At 58.5% G+C, this 20250-nt stretch carries 15 protein-coding genes and 1 pseudogene; 4 read left to right on the top strand and 12 right to left on the bottom strand.

The genetic code is table 11. The features are described from left to right. Positions 1 to 29: 29 nt before the first annotated feature. The 12 genes and pseudogenes from PJL69_RS16875 to PJL69_RS16820 form a co-directional block, all read right to left on the bottom strand. Positions 30 to 377: pseudogene (locus PJL69_RS16875) on the bottom strand (Na+/H+ antiporter subunit C); the annotation flags it as partial. A 1-nt stretch (position 378) separates the two neighbouring features. After that, the gene (locus PJL69_RS16870; RefSeq protein WP_271310713.1) at positions 379 to 3258 is read right to left on the bottom strand and encodes a monovalent cation/H+ antiporter subunit A; all 2880 of its coding nucleotides are present in this window, start codon (positions 3256 to 3258) and stop codon (positions 379 to 381) included. A gap of 127 nt (positions 3259 to 3385) precedes the next feature. Then, positions 3386 to 5380: a multiheme c-type cytochrome gene (locus PJL69_RS16865; protein ID WP_271310712.1), complete on the bottom strand. Its 1995-nt coding sequence runs from the start codon at positions 5378 to 5380 to the stop codon at positions 3386 to 3388. A 10-nt stretch (positions 5381 to 5390) separates the two neighbouring features. Beyond that, a complete protein-coding gene (locus PJL69_RS16860; protein WP_271310711.1) occupies positions 5391 to 6671 on the bottom strand; it encodes a hypothetical protein in 1281 nt (426 codons plus the stop codon). Between the two features lie 5 nt (positions 6672 to 6676). Beyond that, a complete protein-coding gene (locus PJL69_RS16855; protein WP_271310710.1) occupies positions 6677 to 8275 on the bottom strand; it encodes a VWA domain-containing protein in 1599 nt (532 codons plus the stop codon). Next, positions 8272 to 9255, bottom strand: a complete 984-nt coding sequence (locus PJL69_RS16850) for a VWA domain-containing protein (RefSeq protein ID WP_271310709.1) — start codon at positions 9253 to 9255, stop codon at positions 8272 to 8274. The genes PJL69_RS16855 and PJL69_RS16850 overlap by 4 nt, the downstream gene beginning before the upstream one ends. Further along, positions 9248 to 9778, bottom strand: coding sequence for a DUF4381 domain-containing protein (locus PJL69_RS16845; RefSeq protein ID WP_271310708.1), 531 nt, complete (start codon positions 9776 to 9778; stop codon positions 9248 to 9250). Before PJL69_RS16845 ends, PJL69_RS16850 begins: the two co-directional genes overlap by 8 nt. Then, a complete protein-coding gene (locus tag PJL69_RS16840; protein WP_271310707.1) occupies positions 9775 to 10758 on the bottom strand; it encodes a DUF58 domain-containing protein in 984 nt (327 codons plus the stop codon). The genes PJL69_RS16845 and PJL69_RS16840 overlap by 4 nt, the downstream gene beginning before the upstream one ends. Before the next feature lie 16 nt (positions 10759 to 10774). Next, a complete protein-coding gene (locus tag PJL69_RS16835; RefSeq protein ID WP_271310706.1) occupies positions 10775 to 11764 on the bottom strand; it encodes an AAA family ATPase in 990 nt (329 codons plus the stop codon). Between the two features lie 8 nt (positions 11765 to 11772). Beyond that, positions 11773 to 12768, bottom strand: coding sequence for an HAD family hydrolase (locus tag PJL69_RS16830; protein WP_441347503.1), 996 nt, complete (start codon positions 12766 to 12768; stop codon positions 11773 to 11775). A 91-nt stretch (positions 12769 to 12859) separates the two neighbouring features. Then, entirely contained in the window at positions 12860 to 14449 is a 1590-nt protein-coding gene (locus PJL69_RS16825; protein ID WP_271310705.1) for an arylsulfatase, read from the bottom strand. Positions 14450 to 14716: 267 nt separating this feature from the next. Further along, positions 14717 to 15508, bottom strand: coding sequence for a 23S rRNA (adenine(2030)-N(6))-methyltransferase RlmJ (locus PJL69_RS16820; protein WP_271310704.1), 792 nt, complete (start codon positions 15506 to 15508; stop codon positions 14717 to 14719). Positions 15509 to 15756: 248 nt separating this feature from the next. Here PJL69_RS16820 and PJL69_RS16815 point away from each other — a divergent pair, with 248 nt between their 5' ends. The 4 genes from PJL69_RS16815 (at position 15757) to mrdA (ending at position 20238) form a co-directional block, all read left to right on the top strand. Then, complete coding sequence (locus PJL69_RS16815) at positions 15757 to 16797, top strand: rod shape-determining protein (RefSeq protein WP_209099254.1); 1041 nt, start codon at positions 15757 to 15759, stop codon at positions 16795 to 16797. A gap of 81 nt (positions 16798 to 16878) precedes the next feature. After that, complete coding sequence (gene mreC / locus PJL69_RS16810; protein WP_209099252.1) at positions 16879 to 17772, top strand: rod shape-determining protein MreC; 894 nt, start codon at positions 16879 to 16881, stop codon at positions 17770 to 17772. Continuing rightward, positions 17765 to 18298 (top strand): rod shape-determining protein MreD, encoded by a 534-nt coding sequence (locus PJL69_RS16805; RefSeq protein ID WP_271310703.1) that lies wholly within the window; start codon positions 17765 to 17767, stop codon positions 18296 to 18298. Before mreC ends, PJL69_RS16805 begins: the two co-directional genes overlap by 8 nt. Beyond that, the gene (gene mrdA / locus PJL69_RS16800; protein WP_271310702.1) at positions 18298 to 20238 is read left to right on the top strand and encodes a penicillin-binding protein 2; all 1941 of its coding nucleotides are present in this window, start codon (positions 18298 to 18300) and stop codon (positions 20236 to 20238) included. Before PJL69_RS16805 ends, mrdA begins: the two co-directional genes overlap by 1 nt. Positions 20239 to 20250 lie beyond the last annotated feature (12 nt).

Genomic DNA, 20250 nt, shown 5'->3' with positions numbered 1-20250 from the left:
TCTTCCTCTGCCTGCGCTTCGGCTTCAAACTCCGCATCAGGCGGCGCTTCTTCATCAATCAGCGCCATCTCATCGTTGTCGGCTTCCAAATAGGACCCAATCGAAATCATCACCAAAACGGCCGTCATGCCAAAGCTGATCACAATCGCCGTCAGGACCAGCGCTTGGGGCAGCGGGTCACTGTAAGTGGCATCGCCATATTTGTTCAGGATTGGTGGCGCATCCGTGGCCAATCGCCCGGTAGAGAACAGAAATACGTTCACCGCATACGACAGCAGGGCCAAACCCAAGATTACCGGAAAGGCTCGCATGCGCAGCACAAGATAAACACCGCCTGCGGTCAGAACACCAATGGTGCTTGCAACGATCATCTCCATGTCACTGCCCCTCCTGCGACGCGGCTTTTTCGGCCGACTTCTCTTGGTTGGCCGCTGATGGATCATAATCCATCGGCTCCACGTTCACTGTCTCACCCGCAAAGCGTGCAATCCGCGACAAGCTGTAGAGCATCAACATCACCGCGCCGAGCACCGCAAGGAACACCCCAAGGTCAAAGGCAATGGCCGTGGCCCATTCAAACTCTTCGATTGGCGGGAAATGCAGATAGCCATAAGCGCTTGTCAGGAAAGGCTTGCCCGCGAGCCACGCCCCAACGCCCGTGAGACCCGCCACTAAAACGCCCCAGCCAATCAAGGTGTGATATTCCACCCGCTGCCGCAGTTGCGCCCACGCAAACCCAGAGGCCATATATTGGGTCAGCAAGGCAATCGAAACCACAAGTCCTGCGATAAATCCCCCCCCAGGCTGGTTGTGCCCGCGCAGGAAGAAGTAGATCCCAACCATCATCGCAATCGGCAGCAAAGCGCGGGTGGCCACAACCATCATCAAAGGGTGGCGATCCCGAGACCGATCCGGCGCGAAATCGCGATCGCGCAACCGCTTCGCCGCAGGGCCGCGCAACAACGCATCCATCATTGCGTAAATCATCAATCCCGCGATGCCCAGAACGATGATCTCGCCGTAGGTATCGTAGCCGCGGAAATCCACCAAGATCACATTGACCACATTGGTGCCCCCGCCCCCCTCATAAGAGTTGGCAAGGTGATAGGCAGAAATCGAGCTGAAGTCGCGGGTCAGGAAAACCATCGCAAGCGCCGTCACGCCCACGCCCGCAGCAATCGCAATCACCGCATCGCGCGTGCGTTTCAGGTCGCTGCTGTCGCGCGGGGTGTGTTTTGGCAGGAAGTAAAGCGCAAGCAGCAACAGCAGGATCGTCACAGTCTCCACGGAAATCTGCGTCAACGCCAGATCAGGTGCAGACAGATAGACAAAACCACCAGAGATGCTGAGCCCAATCACAGATATAAACACAAGCGCGCGGAAACGGTTGTGATGCTGCGTCACCACCAGCACCGTTGCCACCAAAAGGCCAAACCACACCACAAAAACAAAAGGCGGCACCGGCAGCATCTCTCGTGTCGGGGGCAACATATCGGCTGTGGAAAACGCAAAATAGCCAACGGCAAGCGTCACCACGATCAATATGGCGAGGTAGCGGCTCATGATCCCATTGTGCAATGTAAAGATCACCGCCTCTGCACTGCGCACTGCCCCTGTCACCAAGCGATCAAAAATCACCTTGGCCTCAGGGCGCGGCAACGCATTCCACATCCGTTCAAGCCCGCCATGCAGATACAGCAGAATTGCCCCCACCACAAAGGCGATACCAGACATGTAAAGCGCTGGGGTCACCCCATGCCACAGCTTGAGATAGGCTTTGGTCTCATACCCCACCACGGCATCACTCGCCACGCGCACCAGTGGCTCTGCCAGATGTGGCATCAGGCCGACAGCCACCACCAAAATGGTCAACAGCGCAGGAGAGGCATAGAGCCCAAAGGGCGGATCATGCGGCTTGGCGGGATAGTCATCGCGCACCGGACCAGCAAAAACGTGAAAGACAAAGCGGAAAGAATAGGCCACCGACAGGCAAGCCCCAAGCGTGGCCAGCGCAGGCACAATCCACGGGTTCTCAAACCACTTGGTGTGGGCTGCTTCTTCCAGCATCATCTCCTTGGAGATAAAGCCATTCAGCGGGATCAATCCGGCCATCGACAACGCTGTGATCGTGCCGATGGTGGCAGTGATGGGCATGAGCTTTGCCAGACCGCCCAAGCGTTTGATGTCACGCGTATGCACTTCGTGATCGACAATACCTGCTGTCATGAACAGCGCGGCTTTGAATGTCAGGTGGTTGATGATGTGAAACACCGCCGCAACTGCCGCCGCCTTGGTGCCGAACCCCAACAGCATGGTCAGCAGTCCAAGGTGACTGACCGTGGAAAACGCCAGCAGCGCCTTCAGATCGTCTTTGAACAGCGCAATCAGTGCGCCAAGCACCATGGTGATCAACCCTGTGGTTGCCACGAGATAGAACCAAGCATCCGTACCCGCCAGCGCCGGCCACATCCGCGCCATCAGGAACACTCCGGCTTTCACCATCGTCGCGCTGTGCAGATAAGCCGATACCGGGGTTGGGGCGGCCATCGCGTGCGGCAGCCAAAAGTGAAACGGGAATTGCGCTGATTTTGTAAAAGCGCCGATCAGGATCAAAATAAGCGCTGGCAGATACCATTCGCTCGCCTTGATCACATCCCCCTGCGCCAGAATATCGGTCAGGTTGTAGCTGCCCACGATATTGCCAAGGATCAGCATCCCGCCGATCATCGCAAGCCCCCCGGCCCCTGTCACGGTCAACGCCATCCGCGCGCCTTGCCGGCCTTCTGGCAGATGTTTCCAATAGCCGATCAACAGGAATGAGGAGAGGCTGGTGAGTTCCCAGAAAACGAGCAAAAGCAATATGTTGTCAGACAACACAATGCCGAGCATCGCCCCTTGGAACAACAAAAGGTAGGTGTAAAACTGCCCCATCGGATCGTCACCAGACAGGTAAAACCGCGCATAAAGCGTGATCAACAGCCCCACGCCAAGAATCATCATCCCAAACAGCAGTCCAAGCCCATCCAGGAAGAATGACACCGACAAGCCAACTTGCGGAAACCACTCAAACGATGTGGTCAGCACCTCGCCACGCATCACAGCAGGCGCCTGTGTCAGCAACAATAGGAGCGCAAGCGCGGTTGGCACCGCCGCAAAAGTGGCACATGCATTGCGCCCTGCCCGGATCATCACCCCGGGCACCAAGGCGCCCAGAAATGGTAAAATGGCGATGATCGCCAGCACTGTGCCGTCGCGCATAAATGCCCTCCCGTCCGTTAGACGATATTGATAATCATCCGGGGCTTCTGAAACAATGGGAGCACAGAATTAACAATCTGAAAACCCGGAGATTTTTGCTGTTTCAACGTGAAAGGCGAAAAAGCACTCAGAATTGGCTCTCCAAAGACAGCAAGGTCAGGTCACCGGGATTGAACGCCAAAGCCCGCTCAAGCGTGTCTTTGGCCGCCGCGCGCCCGCGCAGCTCTGCGGTCAGCCGCACCAAGGTCGCCCAGGCTTGCACGTTTTGCGGATTGATGCGCACCGCTTCCGTCAATGCACCCGCCGCGGATCGCGTGTCGCCTGCAACCATCGCATAGCCTGCCATCTGCAAATGCGCCTCTGCAAAATCCATTTGATTGCGTACCATGCCGCCAAACGTCTGAAACGCTTGGCGCATGTAACCGCGCAAACTCTCTGGCAAGCGGTGCGCGGGCTGGCTCATGATGGCACGTGCCGCCGCGATCCGCACCGCCCGCACATCATCTTGCAATCCCTGAATCAAGTAAGGCGCCGCCGCCACCGCCGCGCGCGATCTGAGCGCTTGAAGCGCGCCAACACGCACCTGTGGGTCTTCGTCTTCCAAAAAGGCCCCGATTTCCTGCAGGTTCAAGCTGGTCGCACCTGGCCCCAGCAGCCACAGTGCGCTGGCCCGCACCAGATCAGCCTGACTGTCATCCTGCGCCAACGCCAGCAAATCCGCAGCTGCGGCCTGCGGGTTGGCCCGGCCACGCGCCAAGACATCGCCATAGTGGGGCTCGGTCCAGCGCCCATTTGGGAACCAGCCTGCCACCTGATCGGCGGCCCATTCCGCAGATTGATCGCTATGACAGCGCGTGCAGGCATCCGGCGTATCCAGCCGCGCGGACACATCCGGCCTTGGGACACGGAAATTGTGATCCCGACGCCAGTCATTGCCCATGTAGACCTGATCCGTCATGTGGCAGTTTACACATTGCGCCCCTTCGCTGCCCTCGGCGTGATGGGTGTGCGGCGGCGATTGGTAGTCTGTCAGTTTCAGGGTTGGAAAATCTGGGTTCCCCGCTTCTGAATGGCACTGCGTACAGATCGCATCGCCCTCCGCCAGCAGCTCTCCGCTATGTGGGGTATGGCAATTTGCGCAAGTCACGCCCTGCTGATGCATTTTGGATTGCAGGAAAGAGCCATAGACATAAACCTCATCCAGGATCTGCCCGTCGGCATGATACTGACCGGGGCGCAGCATCGCCAAATTATAAGCATCGGCAAATGCCGTGCCGGGCAGCGGATTGCCGTCTCCAAAAGCTTCCCGGCGCGCATGGCATCCTGCACATTGCTCCATGGCCGCCTGCGGCTCAGACATATCTGCTGAAAATCCCCAATCGGTCAAAGCAACCTGATAATGCGCCTCAGGCTGCCCTGCGACCAAATCCAGATGTGCCTGCCCCGGCCCGTGACAGGCTTCACAGCCCACACCGATTTCCACCTGTGTTGAGGCATAACGCTTGCGCTGAAAATCATAGTTTTTCTCAAAACCCGTGGCATGACACTCCGCACAACGCGCGTTCCAGTTCTTGTAAGCCCCAGACCAGTGATAGGCATCTTGCGGCGGCAAATCCTGCTCAGGATAGAGGTGGAACCACCGCTTTTCCTGCACATCCCAAACCACATCGAAACTTTGCAAACGGCCAAGCCCCGTTTCCAAAATCAGATGCTGCAGGGGGAACGTCCCCCCCACAGAGTGCAGTGTGTAAACCGTCTCCACACCGTCTTTTTCGCGCACTGTAACCGTGCGCGCGCCCTCTAGGGTGTCAAACTGCGCCCGCATCCCATCATGTTCAAAGACTTCCCCTTGAAAGGCCCCGATCAGCACCGCGTCGCTGGGCATGCGCCAGGCTTGGGCATGGTGAGAGGCCTGCCAAGCTTCCGTCTCTCCTTCGTGACAAGAAACACAGGTCTCTGACCCAACATAGGCGGGTGCATATGCGGCGCCTGCCTGATCGGAGGCATTGGCAGTCTGCGCCACCGCCTCGGTTGCCAGTGCCAGAGACACAAGAGCAACAAAGCCGAATATCGCGCCCGCAGGCGTACGCAAGGCGAGAAACGCCTGCAAAAAATGGGCCATGTCGTTCCCTTTATTTCCTGGCTGCAGACACCGGATTGAGTGCTGCCAAAGCTAGGTGTCTCACACGACGTCCCTTATGCAACGCGCGCCGCAGGTCTTTCAACGCCGCATTTAGCTCACGCCAGTGCGCAGGTTGGTCTGCTGCGGTCTGTGTGCCAAACAACCCGCTGCCAAGCGCCAGCAATGCGGTTTCAACCGCCTCTTCTTGGGGCACCGCATATCCATTCATACGGCCTCGCCAAACAGAAAACGCCGTGCGTGATCCGCTCAAATCATGGCGGCGCACGGAGTCTTTTACTGCGTGCCATGCATATATTTCACTGGCGCGCCACTGGCTTTGCAACCGCCAAAAGCCGCGCAGTATCCGCCCGCGCACACTCCAAGCGCCCAGCAGCCCAAGCAGGAGCACCGCCCCAATACCAATCAGCCGCAGATCCAAACCTGGCCGCGTGTCAGCACCGGGCAAGAGCCCTCCGCCTGCAGGCGCGTCCGCATGGACAGCCACCTCCGGCAAAGTCGCCTCCTCCACGCTCTTGGTCTTCAAGTTGTACCACTTCAACGTCATCGCTGGCAGCACGCCATCAACGGCAGCTTCCGCAACATAAACAGTCTTTTCAGAGCGCGTGCCCGAAAGGATCCCACGATCGTCTTTCTCTTCAACGACAGGGCTTTCAGGATAGGCACGCAAACCATCTGGAGCCTGTTCCGGCGTAAGCGGTGGTATGAACAACGGGGAAACACCTTTGATCTCGGCCTGCACAACTCGGGTCAGGCTCCCACCTGCCGCAAGGCTCTCCGCTTCCCCTTCGATATTTTGCGACAACGTCAGCGACTGCGCCGCAAGGAAGGGATCAAGCCCTTCGGCCCCTTCAGGCAGCGTGCCAACCACGGAAATCTCCGGCACGGGCAAGTCCGCCTGCTGTACGCCGCCGGCATCGCCCTGATAGGTCACCCGCACAACGCCCGGCGCAATCACGAAACTGCCCGGCACCATCGGTGTGATCTGATAGCGCCGCGAAATCCCTGACCATGTCTCACCGTTCACAGTCTTGCTCGTTGGCGAGCTTGCCTTTTCTGGCAAACGCACCATCAGATTGGGGCTTTCCAGATCGGGCCAGACCGGCGGCTCCGGCATGAAGGTCGGCACCAACACTGTTAACCTCAGCGTGAGGGGCTGCCCCGGTATCGTTTCCGTCTCCTCAAAGACCACGTCCAGTTTTGGCGCATCCTGTGCCAGTGCAAGCCCTGCCCATATCAGCCAAACACTCAAAACCTTCAAAACAAACCGCACGTGCCTTAATCTCCAGTTGGCTGAACGGCTTCCAGACGAAACCGCTGTCGCAAAAAGTCTTCGGTGCGCGTGTCTACGGTGCGCATCCATTGTTCGGCAGACAGATGCCCGCCAGCGGCCTCTTCCTCAGAGGCCTCAATCTGGGTCTCTGCGCCCTGCCCGCTTTCATTGTCAAACACCGTGTCATCGGCGCCAATGCCCGACTCTTCGCCAGTGTCTGATTGCGCGCGTGTGGTTTCCACATAGGTCACAATGTCTTTGGCGATGGGCAGGTTTTGCTGCGCACCTGCATGGTTGGGATCAATCGCCAACGCCCTCTCAAAGGCGCGCACCCCATCCCGATAGCCACGTGATTTCAACTGCGACATACCTTCGATAAAGGCAGCATCCGCCGTATCGATCCGCGCCATTTCCTGTGCGGCTGTTTCATATTGTCCACCACGATAGAGCGCGACACCGCGCAAATAAGGGTCTTCAAACCGCGCGGCCGCCGTTTCGTAGTCCTTGCGCTGATAGGCGCGCCAGCCCTGCTGATCCGCAGTCAAAAACCAGTCACGCCAGCCTTCTGCCTGTGCTTCGGTTGCAGGCAGCACAAACCAAAGCGCCACGGCCAATTGTGCCGCCCAACGCACAGCCATGCCACGCCGGAACCAAATGAGCAGCAACAGCGCTGCGGGCCAGGCAAGCCAAGCGCCGCGATCTTCCCAAGGCTGCGCCGCGTCGCTCAACTGCGCACGCTGATAGGCCGAGGCCAAAGAGCGCTCAATCGCAGCCACATCGCGCCCATCAGCCGTGACCGCCTGCGAAAAGCTGCCCTCCGGTCCTGCAGGAAGCGCACTGCCATCCGGCAACAGATAGAGAAAGCTCATCGAGGCCACAGAGGCCTGCGCAATCGCCGCCTCTTCATCCTCGCCAGCGCCCTCCGCCGCACCACCATCGCGCCATGCGGTTTCCAGAGCGGTCGCATCTGCCGCAGACAAATCATCGAGCAAAAAGACCACGCCACCCGCCGCAGCCTCCCGCGCCAGCAGGGTGCGCGCCACATCAAAGCCCGCGCCCACATCCTGCCCTTCAATGGGCATCACATCGGGCCGCAACCCCTCCAGATACGGCTGCATCACGCCGGGATCTTCGCTCATCGGCACCACGACATGCGCACTGCCGCCAAAAGCCACAAGCGCCGTACGTGCGCCAGCACGCAGCTCCAGCAAATCCCGCGCCTTCTGCTTTGCGCGTTCCAGCCGATCCGGGGCCACATCGGTGGCCTCCATCGAGGGCGACACCTGCAGCGCGATCACCAAAGGCGCGGTTTGCGCGGCAAACGGCGCAGGCGCACGTGTCCAGCTCGGCCCTGCGGCGGCGGCAATCAACAACAGCATCACCAGCGCAATCACATCAATCGGCTGCACACCTTTGCGGGAGGTCCCCGGCACGGTCAACGCCTGCACCAAATGTGGTGCGATCCAATCCGTCTCACTGGCCTGCGCGCCCTGCCTGCTCCGCATCTGCCACCAGATCCAAAGCACAGGCACAGCCGCAGCAAACACCCAGATACGCAAAAAGTGGAACGCCTCTACATAGACCCAGAACACAGACTCGCTCATGCCGCGTCCCTCCGTGGCATGCGCATCGCTGCCGAAAACAACAAAATCAGCCCGACGAAGACCGCCGCAAGCAACAGGTAGTGCCCCAACGGCTCTTTCTGTCGCCATCTGATGGTGTCTTCTTCGCGAGGCGTCAGATCGTCGATCTCCGCGTAAATCTGATCCAGCGCTTCCGCATCTGCGGCAAAAAACGCCTGCCCACCCGTGCGTTCTGCCAGATCGGAGAGTTGCCCCATATCGAGCTGATCTTCACCGCTGGCCTCAGGGTCCCCCACCCCAACCGCAAACATGGTCACGTCGTTGTCCTTGGCTATCTCTGCGGCGTTCACCGGGCTCATCCGGCTTGCGGTGTCATTGCCGTCAGACAGCAAAATCAACAGCCGCTCTTCAATCTCGCTGGCTTCAAAGGTGCGGATCGCCAGACCAATCGCATCCCCAAGCGCAGTATGCGGCCCAGCCATACCCACCTCTGTTTGGCCAAGCATGGCCCCAACTGTTGCGAGATCCTCGGTCAGTGGCGCCTGCACATAGGCGCGCGAGCCAAACACAATCAGAGCAACGCGATCGCCCTCGCGGCCCTCAAGAAATGCACCAACCACATCCTGCACAGCGGCAAACCTTTGCTGCGCGTCGCCGTCAGCCCCCGGAAAATCGACAGTGTCCATGGAGCCGGAAATATCAATCGCAAGGATCACATCGCGTGTTGCCTTGGTGATCTCCTGCGGCGGTCCCAGCCGCATCGGCCCACTCAACGCCGCCACCACAAGGCTCCAGATCACAAAACCCGCCACCAGCGCCCAACGTTTGTGCGCCACCACCATTGCCCCATCGCGCAGCGAGACGCCCGCCGCCTCTGCCAATGCTTCAAAGAAGGGCAAACGTACAGCAGACTCGCGCTGATGATAGGCAGGCAGCAGCCAACGCACCAAAACCGGCAATGGCCACAACAACAGTACAAATGGATGGGTCAGCTCAAACATCGCGCCCCTCCAGATCGGAGGCACTCGGGTGGTGTTTGATCCACCGCCGAGCCAAATCCTGCAAGTCCGGCCCCGCGGGCACTGGCTCTGGCCGATAGGCCGCCTGCGCCAGCACATGCCCCGCCCCGTTTGAAAACGCCGGTTCGCTGGTTCCGATCGTTGTGTCCAGAAACGCCAGCCAGCGCTCACCGCTGAGCGCGGCCACACGACTGCGGCCATAAGCGGTCAGCGCAGTGCGTTTCAAAAGCGCCGAAATCGCTGCCGCATCTCCAGAAACCTGTTCCAGGGCAACGAGCGCCTCGCGGCGGTAGGCATTGGCCTGATAGCACTTCCAGACCCGCCAGCCCCACGCCATCAACACGAGCAAGAGCATCCCCGCCAATACGGCCCATCCCACCGTTTGCGGCATCATCGAAACCGCCTCAGGCTCTGGCACCTCTGCCAGCTGATTGATCAGCCCAACAAGACTGTCGGCCTGCGCCTCCGAGGCCTCAGTTGCGGTCTCAGCTGCGGTCTCACTCATCGCCGCGCGCCTCCCATCAGGGCCACAATCTGCGGCAGCGTATCCTGTGCAGTGGTCAGTGGCAGGACGGAAAGCTTCATCTTCTTCTGCCAACCGGTCACGAGGTCTGTACGATCCGCAGCCACAGACAAAACCCCTGCCCGCACGCCCTCTGCCGCCATATCAAGCCGCGCCTGCTGCTGACCGTCCGTTCCCGTCACCGCGCCCTGCTCTGGCAAACTCTCAGCAGTTGGATCTGTCACCAAAGCCAACACAACATCATTGTGCTGCGCAATCGCGCCCATATGGCGCTCTGTTTCCGCATCTGCCGCGTCAAAATCGCTGATCACGATCACCAAGTGATCGCGCGTGGCCAGCCGAGACACAGCACGCAGCACCGCATTCATCGCAATCGGTTTCACTTTGGCAGCATCCGCATGCAGCCGCTGATTGGCCTGTGTCAAAACACTCAAGAAGCGGGTCAGCGCCGTTGCGCCACGTCCGGGGCGCAACTCTTCAACCGCCTGATCCCCATAAACAATACCGCCCAGCCGGTCGCCCTGATCAATCACGCGATGCGCCACAATCGCCGCGGTTTCAGCAGCAGTGACTGATTTGGTGTTCTGCACCGTGCCGAAAAACATCGACATGCGCTGATCCACCACAATCAAAGTTGGTCGGTCCCGCTCTTCGTTATAAACCCGCACATAAGGCGCGCCCGAACGCGCGGTGACTTTCCAGTCGATCGCCCGCACATCGTCCCCGGGCAAATAGTTGCGCAGCTCTTCAAAATCGAGACCCCGCCCGCGTATCCGCGCACGGTGTCTGCCCTGCAACGCAGAGCGCGCAGGCTGGTGCGGCAAGAAAGATATGGCCCGTGCGGCGGCCCGAAAACTCTGCAAATGCGGCAGCGTCACATGCACCCGCAAATCCCAGTCATCCGTCGCCTCAACACTGGCCGCTGATAGCCCCATGCGCGATATGCTGGCGCGGCGGCTCATGGTCAGACGTCCCAGCTCATGGCAAAGCCACCACAGACAGAACGCGCGCGCTCACCTGATCAGCAGAGACACCGCTGCCTTGCGCTTCATAGCTTAGCGCCAATCGGTGGCGCAGCACATCCGGGGCAATCGCGCGCACATCCTCCGGGTCAACATAATCGCGCCCGGCCAGCCAGGCATGCACCCGCGCACAGCGATCAAGCGCCAGCGACGCACGCGGGCTCGCGCCAATGTCGATCCATTTTGCAAGGTCGCCATCAAAGTCTGCAGGTGTCCGTGTGGCCTGCACAATTGTCGCCATATAGGATTCCATCGCCTCCGCACAATGCAGCGTCGCAATCTCGCGTCGTGCTGCAAAAACCACCTCTTGCGACATCGGTGCATCCGCATTGGATGTCTTTTCGGATTGGGTATCAGCCAGCGCCGCCTGCTCTTCGGCGCGCACCAGCCGGATCACCTTCACCTCATCTTCAAGCGGCGGATAATCAATCCGCACATGCATCAGAAATCGGTCCATCTGCGCCTCAGGCAGCGGATAGGTGCCTTCCTGCTCTACCGGGTTTTGCGTCGCCAGAACCATAAACAGCGGTGCCATTTTGTGGGTTGTGCCCGCAACTGTCACCTGCCGCTCTTCCATCGCCTCAAGCAGGGCCGCCTGCACTTTCGCAGGCGCGCGGTTGATCTCATCCGCCAGCACCAGATTGGCAAAAATCGGCCCCGGCTGAAATTTGAACTGGCCGCCGCCTTCGCTCTGGAAATACATCTCCGTGCCAGTCACATCCGCCGGCAACAGATCCGGCGTGAACTGGATGCGCGCATACTCACACTCCAGATTTTTTGCCAACGCCTTCACCGCGCGGGTTTTCGCAAGGCCCGGCAGGCCTTCCAGCAACAGGTTGCCGTTGGCCAAAAGGCCAATCAACAACCGGTCAATCACATCGCGCTGACCAATGATGCTTTCGCCCATCTGGGCCGCAAGGCGCTCAATCTGCTCTCTTGGCGTCATTGTCCTGCTCACTCAGCTTTGGTGTTCGCAAAAACTTTGGACCAGTCCTGCGCCATGTCCACAATCAGCCAGCCCCGATCCGGGCCTTCGTCCAGCCCCCGATTCAGCACGCCGATATGACCTTCACGGTCATAGGCCCATTCACGCTCTGCATCTGTGTGATGCACATACAGACCCAGACGCGCGCCCTCACCAGACGTCGAAAATTCCAGCATTTCGAAATCGCCATCAGAGTTGCCGCCCGCCAAAATGGGCTGTTTGCCAATGTGGTGCATAATTCCAATTGGCTTGCCCGCTTTATCATCGTTGAAGAACAGCTCCGCGCCCTTCATGATCACCGGCACGCCATCCACAACTTCATAAGTCGACGTGATAGAGCTGCCGATCACCTGCTGTGGGGGAATGCCATAGGCATCCTCTGCAAAGACCCGCATAAACTGAATACCGCCGCCGGAAACGATATAGGTCGCAAACCCCTCATCCCGCAGATAGCGCAAAAGCTCCAGCATCGGCTGATAGGTCATCTCATCATAGCGCAGGCCTGTTTTGGGGTGGCGCGCCTCCGCTAGCCAAGCCGCAACATCCTGTTGGAACTGGTAGAGTGACACTTCGGTATGAGAGGCCGCAAGCACCTCAATCAGACCTTCTTTGCCCGTGGCTGCAAGCGCCTCATAGTCGCCTGCCGCCGCTGCACGCAGAGCGTCGCTGGTCAAAATCGACGGATCCTGCTCTGCCAATTTGGCAACCTGATCGACCGCAAAAATCAATTGGAAATACACCGGCTGTTCGGCCCAAAGCGTGCCGTCGTTGTCAAAGGTCGCAATGCGATCCGCCGGGGTGACATAATCTTCAGACGCCGGATCGGTCACAGCCTCAACGAAAGAGATGATCCGCGTTTTCGCGTCAGTATCGTTCCACGAGGGCAAAGGATCTGCCAGCGCCATTCCAGAGGTTACTCCAACGCCACTCACAACAAAGGCGGCCATATGCGCTAGCTTTCGCATCACCCAATCACTCCAAAGAAAAAATAGTGAAAATCTTGGAGCCACCCCGCGCTGCGGGATGGCCTTTTGTCAAACTGAGATCAACTCAGTATCAGTCACCCACTGGCGAGGACATTTTTTCCATCACCTGATCCAGGCTGAAGCTCGCCGCTTTCTGACGTGGCGGGAACTCCTGGAATGTGGCCAGGAACTGACCAACATACTGCTGCGCAGGCACCAGGAAGTACGCACGATTCAGCAGCCAGTCATAATAGGTGTTGGAGGTCTGATACGCACGCTCATAAGGGTCGCGACGCAGGTTGAAGATCAACGGCAGACGCAGCACTGTGAACGGCTCGATCCATGCACGCAGGGTCTTGTACTCTTTCTGCTCCATGAAGATGAACTTCCAGTCCTGATAACGCAGCGCGGTCAGATCACCATCGTCAGAGAAGTAGAAGATCTCGTTGCGTGGGCTTTCGGTGGTTTCGCCGGTCAGCATTGGCAGGATGTTGTAGCCATCCAGGTGTACTTTGTACTCACGACCAATCGCCTGAACACCACCCGCTTTCAGCTCTTCCTTGATGTCGGGACGGCCAGCCGCCGCCAGAAGGGTTGGGAACCAGTCCATGTGGTGCACGATTTCGTTGCTCACAGAACCCGCTTCGATTTTACCAGGCCAACGCACCATGGATGGCACACGCCAGCCACCTTCGTAGTTGGTGTTTTTCTCACCAAAGAATGGGGTCGATGCCGCATCCGGCCAGGTGTTGTAGTGTGGGCCGTTGTCGGTGGAGTAGTGAACGATGGTGTTGTCTGCGATGCCCAGCTCGTCGAGCACGTCGAGCAGCTGACCCACATGCATGTCGTGTTCGATCATACCTGCAGAGTATTCATCCAGCGTTTTGCCCGTGATCTGGTTGGCTTTTTCACGCATGGTGTCCTGCACGTGTGTGCGGAAGTGCATGCGCGTACCGTTCCACCAGACGTAGAAAGGTTTGCCCTGATCGTTGGCACGTTTGATGAAGTCGATGGCAGCTGCCAGCGTTTCCTCATCCACGGTTTCCATACGCTTCTTGGTCAGCGGGCCGGTGTCTTCAATCTCGCCATCAGCAGAAGACTTGATCACGCCACGCGGACCAAACGCTTCGCGGAAGGTGCGACCATCAGGCAGCACAGTGTCGCCCGGATAGTCAAAGTTCTCAGGCTCTTCTTCAGCGTTCAGGTGATACAGGTTGCCAAAGAACTCATCAAAGCCGTGGTTGGTTGGCAGGTGCTCATCCTTGTCGCCAAGGTGGTTTTTGCCAAATTGACCAGTCGCGTACCCTTCTTCTTTCAGAAGACCGGCGATGGTTGGATCTTCTTCCTGCATGCCAAGTTCAGCACCCGGAAGGCCCACTTTGGACAGACCGGTACGGTACACCGATTGCCCCATGATGTAGGAGGCACGGCCCGCAGTACAGGACTGCTCACCGTAGTAGTCCGTAAAGATCATGCCTTCGTTTGCAACACGGTCGATGTTCGGCGTGCGATAGCCCATCATGCCCATGGTGTAGGCGGAGATGTTGGACTGGCCAATGTCATCGCCCCAAATCACCAGGATGTTTGGTTTGTCTTGCGCAGACACGGCTGTTGCAACTGTCGTTAGAACTGCTGCGACCGCCGAAAACGCTCGAACGGTCTTAAGTGGCGATAATATCATCGCTCGGAACTCCTTAAAAAAATACACCTGCACTCTATGAAACGATGATTTTGTCGAAAAGTCCAAAAAAATCAGGCAAGTGTAACGCGCGCCGTTTTCGATGATCCACCCAGGGTTGTCAACCCGCCGCACCATACACACAAGGTAAGGTTTTCAATTCCTGCGCGCATAAATATTTAATTTTCAAAAGGTTTTCACAACGATCAGGCACATCATCGCTCTTAATACATAGCGTAAACTGCGCGGACACACAGCCATGAACAGCGCTTAGGAGCGGCGCGCCAAGGCGTCAAATCTTGCGGTCAGATGAGCGGCTTCTTGCTCAAGGCCGAACGGCGCGTTCACGATGAACATGCCTGATCCAATCATACGGTGGGTCTCGCGCGCTGCGGGAAAGGTCACTTCGTGATGCAACACTTTCGGCAACGCCTTTTCTTTCAAGCCATCGATCATCGGCCGATGCAGCCCATCGCGTAGAATCGGGTACCACAGCGCGATCACACCCACATTCCACTTGCGGTGCAACTGGGCAATTATGTTGGGCAACACCTTGTAATCACTTTTAATCTCATAGCTCGGATCGATCAGCAGCACACCGCGCCTTGGCGTCGGGGGGCAAATGCCCATTACGGTTTCAAACCCGTCTTTTTGATGCACCTTCGCTCCGCTGCCCCGCATCGCCCCACGCAACGCGGTAGCTTCTTGGGGATGCAACTCACAGAACTGCAGCGTGTCATCTTTGCGCGTGAGGGCTGCCGCCAAGGCTGGCGATCCGGGATAGGCTGCCGCCCCATGTTTCGCGCGCACCGCCTCCAGCGCCCGCATGTAGGGGTGGTCTTTGTCAAACCAGTCTTCGGCGCGCCCAATGCCTGCCAGAGCTTCCCCGGTCTTAACCGCCGCGTCAGCGTCAAGTTGATAGACCCCACGCCCAGCATGGGTTTCAAGATAGCTCAATGGTTTGGGTTTTTGCACCATATAGTTGAGCATAACCGCCAAAAGCGCGTGCTTCTGGACATCTGCAAGATTTCCGGCGTGATAGATATGTTGGTATGACAGCATGCGCGCCTTGTATCGAAGAGCCGGCGCGCTGCCCAGCGGTTAAAACAGGTTTTCCCACGGGACTGCGAGCCACAACACCAGAAAGCTCCTAGGTTGCGCGCATCGCAACGTGGCGCCAGCCTAATTTCGTGGCAGAATGTTGCCTTCCACCAATCCGGGGCCTTTAACAAAGTGTTTCCTCTTCCTATAAGGAGACGCCTGCGATTACAGAGTCGCATGCTAAGGGACAATTTTGGGAACGAATTCATATGCTGGGAAATTTGGGCGGCCTGTTTACATCTGACATGGCGATCGACCTGGGAACGGCGAACACGCTGGTCTATGTCAAAGGCAAAGGCGTCATCCTCAGCGAACCTTCCGTGGTGGCCTATCACGTCAAAGATGGTGTGAAAAAAGTCCTCGCCGTTGGCGAAGACGCCAAGCTGATGCTCGGGCGTACCCCCGGCAGCATCGAAGCCATCCGCCCAATGCGCGACGGTGTGATCGCTGATTTTGACACCGCTGAAGAAATGATCAAGCACTTCATTCGCAAAGTGCACAAACGCTCCACGTTCTCAAAGCCCAAGATTATTGTGTGCGTCCCACATGGCGCGACTCCTGTTGAAAAGCGTGCCATCCGTCAGTCGGTTCTTTCTGCAGGCGCTCGGCGCGCTGGCCTGATCGCAGAGCCGATCGCAGCGGCCATCGGCGCAGGTATGCCCATCACGGATCCAACCGGAAACATGGTTGTCGATATCGGTGGCGGCACAACCGAAGTGGCGGTTCTGTCTTTGGGTGATATCGTCTACGCCCGCTCCGTGCGCGTCGGTGGTGACCGCATGGACGAAGCCATCATCAACTATCTGCGTCGCCAACAAAACCTGCTGGTCGGCGAAGCCACCGCCGAACGCATCAAAACCTCCATCGGCACGGCACGTATGCCAGATGACGGCCGTGGCGCATCCATGCAAATCCGGGGCCGTGACTTGCTAAACGGCGTCCCCAAAGAGACCGAAATCAGCCAGGCGCAGGTTGCCGAAGCCTTGGCTGAACCGGTGCAGCAGATCTGCGAGGCAGTGATGACCGCTCTCGAAGCCACCCCGCCTGATCTCGCCGCTGATATTGTGGACCGTGGTGTCATGCTCACCGGTGGCGGTGCGCTGCTCGGCGATCTGGATCTTGCCTTGCGTGAACAGACGGGTCTTGCCGTTTCCATTGCCGATGAAAGCCTCAACTGTGTGGCCATGGGCACCGGCAAAGCGCTGGAATACGAAAAACAGCTGCGTCACGCGATCGACTACGACAGCTAATTTTTCCAAAATACGCTGCCGGTTTGGCGAGAGCCATCCGGCGGTGTAGTATGGGACACACCCAAAATCACCGGAGGCATCTTGGCCAGAGACCGCAATCAGGGCGAGGATTTTTCCGCACCGCTTCGGCGGCTGCTTCTTGGCGTTCTTCTGCTGATCCTAATCGGGATCTTTTTGGTCTGGCGCATTGATAGCCCACGTGTGGAGCGTTTCCGCGCGCAGATCACTGATGCGGTGGTTCCGAATTTTGACTGGGCCATGGCACCCGTCACCGGGACTGTGAATTTGCTGCGCGATTTTCAAAGCTATCAGCGCATAGCAGACCAAAACCGCGAGCTGCGTCGCGAACTTCAGCAGATGAAAGCCTGGAAAGAAGCTGCCATCCAGCTGCGCCAGGAAAATGCGCGCTTGCTGGATCTCAACAATGTGCGACTTGATCCCCAGCTCACCTATATCACCGGCGTGGTTCTGGCCGACAGCGGCTCTCCTTTCCGTCAGTCCGTCCTTCTAAATATCGGCGCGCGCGATGGAATCGTCGACGGCTGGGCGGCCATGGACGGCATCGGCCTTGTGGGGCGCATTTCTGGCGTTGGGGCCTCGTCCTCGCGCGTGATGCTGCTCACCGACAGCTCCAGCCGCATTCCCGCCCGCATTCAACCCTCAGGCCAATCAGCCTTGATCGTCGGCGACAACACCGTTGCGCCGCATGTCGACTTTTTGGAAACACCTGATCTGGTCCGCCCCGGCGACCGTGTGGTCACCTCTGGCGACGGCGGGGTCTTCCCGGGAGGGCTGCTGATTGGTCAGGTTGCCACCGACCCGTCCGGCCGACTGCGTGTCCGCCTGGCCGCTGATTATGAACGGCTCGAGTTTCTGCGCGTGCTGCGCCACCATGGTCAGGAAACCCCCGGAACCACAGGCACTCTGATCGCACCGCTGACCCCAGAGGTGTTTGTGGAAGAGACTGATGGCTGAGACGGCCCCCTCCCGCAAATGGGTGATGCGTGGCGTCTTTGCGATGCTGAGCCTGGCGCTGCTATTTGCGCAACTTTTGCCGCTGGAAACCTCACCACGCCGATGGGCAGGCCCCGATTTCATGGTGGTGCTCACCCTTGTCTGGGCCCTGCGCAAACCCGAGTATGTTCCGAGCTGGCTTGTCGCAATCGTATTTCTGCTCGCGGATTTTTTATTGTTGCGCCCACCGGGTCTGGCTGCCGCCATCGTGCTATTGGTCTCAGAGGTGCAGCGCAATCGCTCCTTTCGCCTGCGCGAAGCCACCTTTGCTTATGAGTGGCTCACCGCCTCGGGTTTCATGCTTGTGATCGCCGTAAGCTACCGCGTTATCGCCAGCCTGATGCTGTTGCCGGTTCCGCCACTCGGGCTTATGTTGATGCAAGTGATCATGAACATTGCGATCTATCCTGTAATTGTGGTGCTTTCTCACTTTCTCTTTGGCGTCCGGCGCTCAACGGCACCGGACGGTGGCTTGGGGGCAAACTGATGCGCAAAACACCGACTGAGCTGACAGAAACACACAGTCGTTTCTCCCGTCGGGCGCTGCTTTTGGGCGGCAGCATGGCCGCTTTCATGACCGGTCTTGGCTTTCGCATGCGCCACTTGCAGCTTGATCAGTCTGATGAATACCGCCTGCTGGCCGAAGAAAATCGCATCAACATTCGTTTGATCCCTCCCGCACGCGGCGAAATCTTTGATCGCAACGGCATCCTACTGGCCCGCAATGAACCTTCCTACCGGATCATTCTGGTGCCCGAAGACACCGACGATGTGGATCAGGTCATCGCCAAACTCGCCACCTTGGTAGAGCTGGATCCAGACGAGTTGGACCGCGCGATGACAGAAATGCGCCGCTCTCCCCCCTTCCTGCCCATCACCATCGCGGATCGTGTGAGTTGGGAAGAGCTCTCCCGGGTTGCCGTCAACACCCCCGCCCTGCCCGGCATCACCCCCGAAGTGGGCCTGTCGCGCTATTACCCGCTCAAAGACGATCTCGCCCATGTGCTTGGCTATGTTGGCCCGATCTCTGACTATGACCTCTCAAAAATCGACAACCCGGATCAGCTGCTGCGCATTCCGAGGTTTCAGATTGGCAAAGTGGGTCTTGAAGGCCGCATGGAAGATGACTTGCGCGGCACCGCAGGAACCAAACAGGTGGAGGTCAACGCGGTTGGCCGTGTGATGCGCGAACTCGACCGCCGCGAAGGCGAACAGGGCGATGATGTCCAACTGACCATTGATCACGCGCTGCAATCTTACGCGCAGGCCCGCCTCGGAGACGAAAGCGCCGCAGCCGTGGTCATAGACTGTGAAACAGGCGACCTTTTGGCAATCGCCTCTGCGCCCTCCTTTGATCCAAATCTCTTTGTCCAAGGCATCTCCGTTGCCGACTACGGCGAACTGACCAGCGATGATCACCGCCCCCTTGCCGCCAAATCGGTGCAGGGCACCTACCCACCGGGCTCCACCTTCAAGATGATCACCGCGCTCGCGGCCTTGGAAGCGGGCATCGTCGGCTTTGAAGACACCGTCTATTGTCCGGGTCATATGAAGATTTCAAACCGTCGCTTCCACTGTTGGAAGCGCGGTGGCCATGGGCATATGAATCTTGTGCAGGCCTTACGCGAAAGCTGCGATGTCTATTTCTACGAACTCGCGATTCAGGTTGGCATCGACAAAATGTCTGAGGTCGCCGCCCGATTTGGCATCGGCGAGAAATTTGACCTGCCCTTGTCAGGTGTGGCACGCGGCCTCAATCCCTCGCGGGAGTGGAAATCCTCGGTACGGGGACAGGATTGGGTGGTGGGCGACACCGCCAACGCCTCCATCGGGCAGGGTTTCGTCCTTGCCTCCCCGCTGCAATTGGCGGTGATGACGGCGCGATTGGCCACCGGCAAAGCCATCCCACCGCGTCTTGTGAAATCCATCAACGGTGTGGAACAACCCGTGCCTGACATGCCCGAACTCGACATCAACCCGGCCCATCTCGCCGAGGTGCAGCGTGGCATGTACGCCGTGTCCAATCACCGGAGAGGCACAGCCTACAGCCAGCGCATCATCGAGGATCGCTATCGCATCGCGGGCAAAACAGGCACCTCGCAGGTGCGCAACATCACTGCGGCAGAACGCGCCCGCGGTGTGACCCGCAACGAAGACCTGCCATGGGGGCGTCGCGACCACGGCCTCTTTGTGAACTATGCCCCCTTTGACAACCCCAAAATCGCCGTGGCGGTAGTGGTCGAACATGGCAGCGGCTCCAAAGCAGCCACACCGATTGGCCGCGACATCACGCTTCAGGCACTTTATGGCGGCCCGCCTCCTCTGACGGCCTATCCAGCCAAAGACCGAGAGAAAATCAAAGCGCAGCAAAAAGAAATGGAAAAGCTCGCACCAAACCGGGAAATCACCCGACGCAATCGGGCCTGATCGGGAAGCGCG

It is taken from the genome of Shimia sp. MMG029 (assembly GCF_027947445.1).
Classification (GTDB): domain Bacteria; phylum Pseudomonadota; class Alphaproteobacteria; order Rhodobacterales; family Rhodobacteraceae; genus Shimia.
The sequence above is the reverse complement of the archived record's forward strand: the minus strand, read 5'-3'. Positions and strand labels throughout refer to the sequence as shown.

Coding starts and splice junctions, on each gene's coding strand:
- PJL69_RS16870 (WP_271310713.1), bottom strand. CDS start 3,258: ATGCGCGACGGCACAGTGCTGGCGATCATCGCCATTTTACCATTTCTG.
- PJL69_RS16865 (WP_271310712.1), bottom strand. CDS start 5,380: ATGGCCCATTTTTTGCAGGCGTTTCTCGCCTTGCGTACGCCTGCGGGC.
- PJL69_RS16855 (WP_271310710.1), bottom strand. CDS start 8,275: ATGAGCGAGTCTGTGTTCTGGGTCTATGTAGAGGCGTTCCACTTTTTG.
- PJL69_RS16850 (WP_271310709.1), bottom strand. CDS start 9,255: ATGTTTGAGCTGACCCATCCATTTGTACTGTTGTTGTGGCCATTGCCG.
- PJL69_RS16845 (WP_271310708.1), bottom strand. CDS start 9,778: ATGAGTGAGACCGCAGCTGAGACCGCAACTGAGGCCTCGGAGGCGCAG.
- PJL69_RS16840 (WP_271310707.1), bottom strand. CDS start 10,758: ATGAGCCGCCGCGCCAGCATATCGCGCATGGGGCTATCAGCGGCCAGT.
- PJL69_RS16835 (WP_271310706.1), bottom strand. CDS start 11,764: ATGACGCCAAGAGAGCAGATTGAGCGCCTTGCGGCCCAGATGGGCGAA.
- PJL69_RS16830 (WP_441347503.1), bottom strand. CDS start 12,768: ATGCGAAAGCTAGCGCATATGGCCGCCTTTGTTGTGAGTGGCGTTGGA.
- PJL69_RS16825 (WP_271310705.1), bottom strand. CDS start 14,449: ATGATATTATCGCCACTTAAGACCGTTCGAGCGTTTTCGGCGGTCGCA.
- PJL69_RS16820 (WP_271310704.1), bottom strand. CDS start 15,508: ATGCTGTCATACCAACATATCTATCACGCCGGAAATCTTGCAGATGTC.
- PJL69_RS16815 (WP_209099254.1), top strand. CDS start 15,757: ATGCTGGGAAATTTGGGCGGCCTGTTTACATCTGACATGGCGATCGAC.
- PJL69_RS16805 (WP_271310703.1), top strand. CDS start 17,765: ATGGCTGAGACGGCCCCCTCCCGCAAATGGGTGATGCGTGGCGTCTTT.
- mrdA (WP_271310702.1), top strand. CDS start 18,298: ATGCGCAAAACACCGACTGAGCTGACAGAAACACACAGTCGTTTCTCC.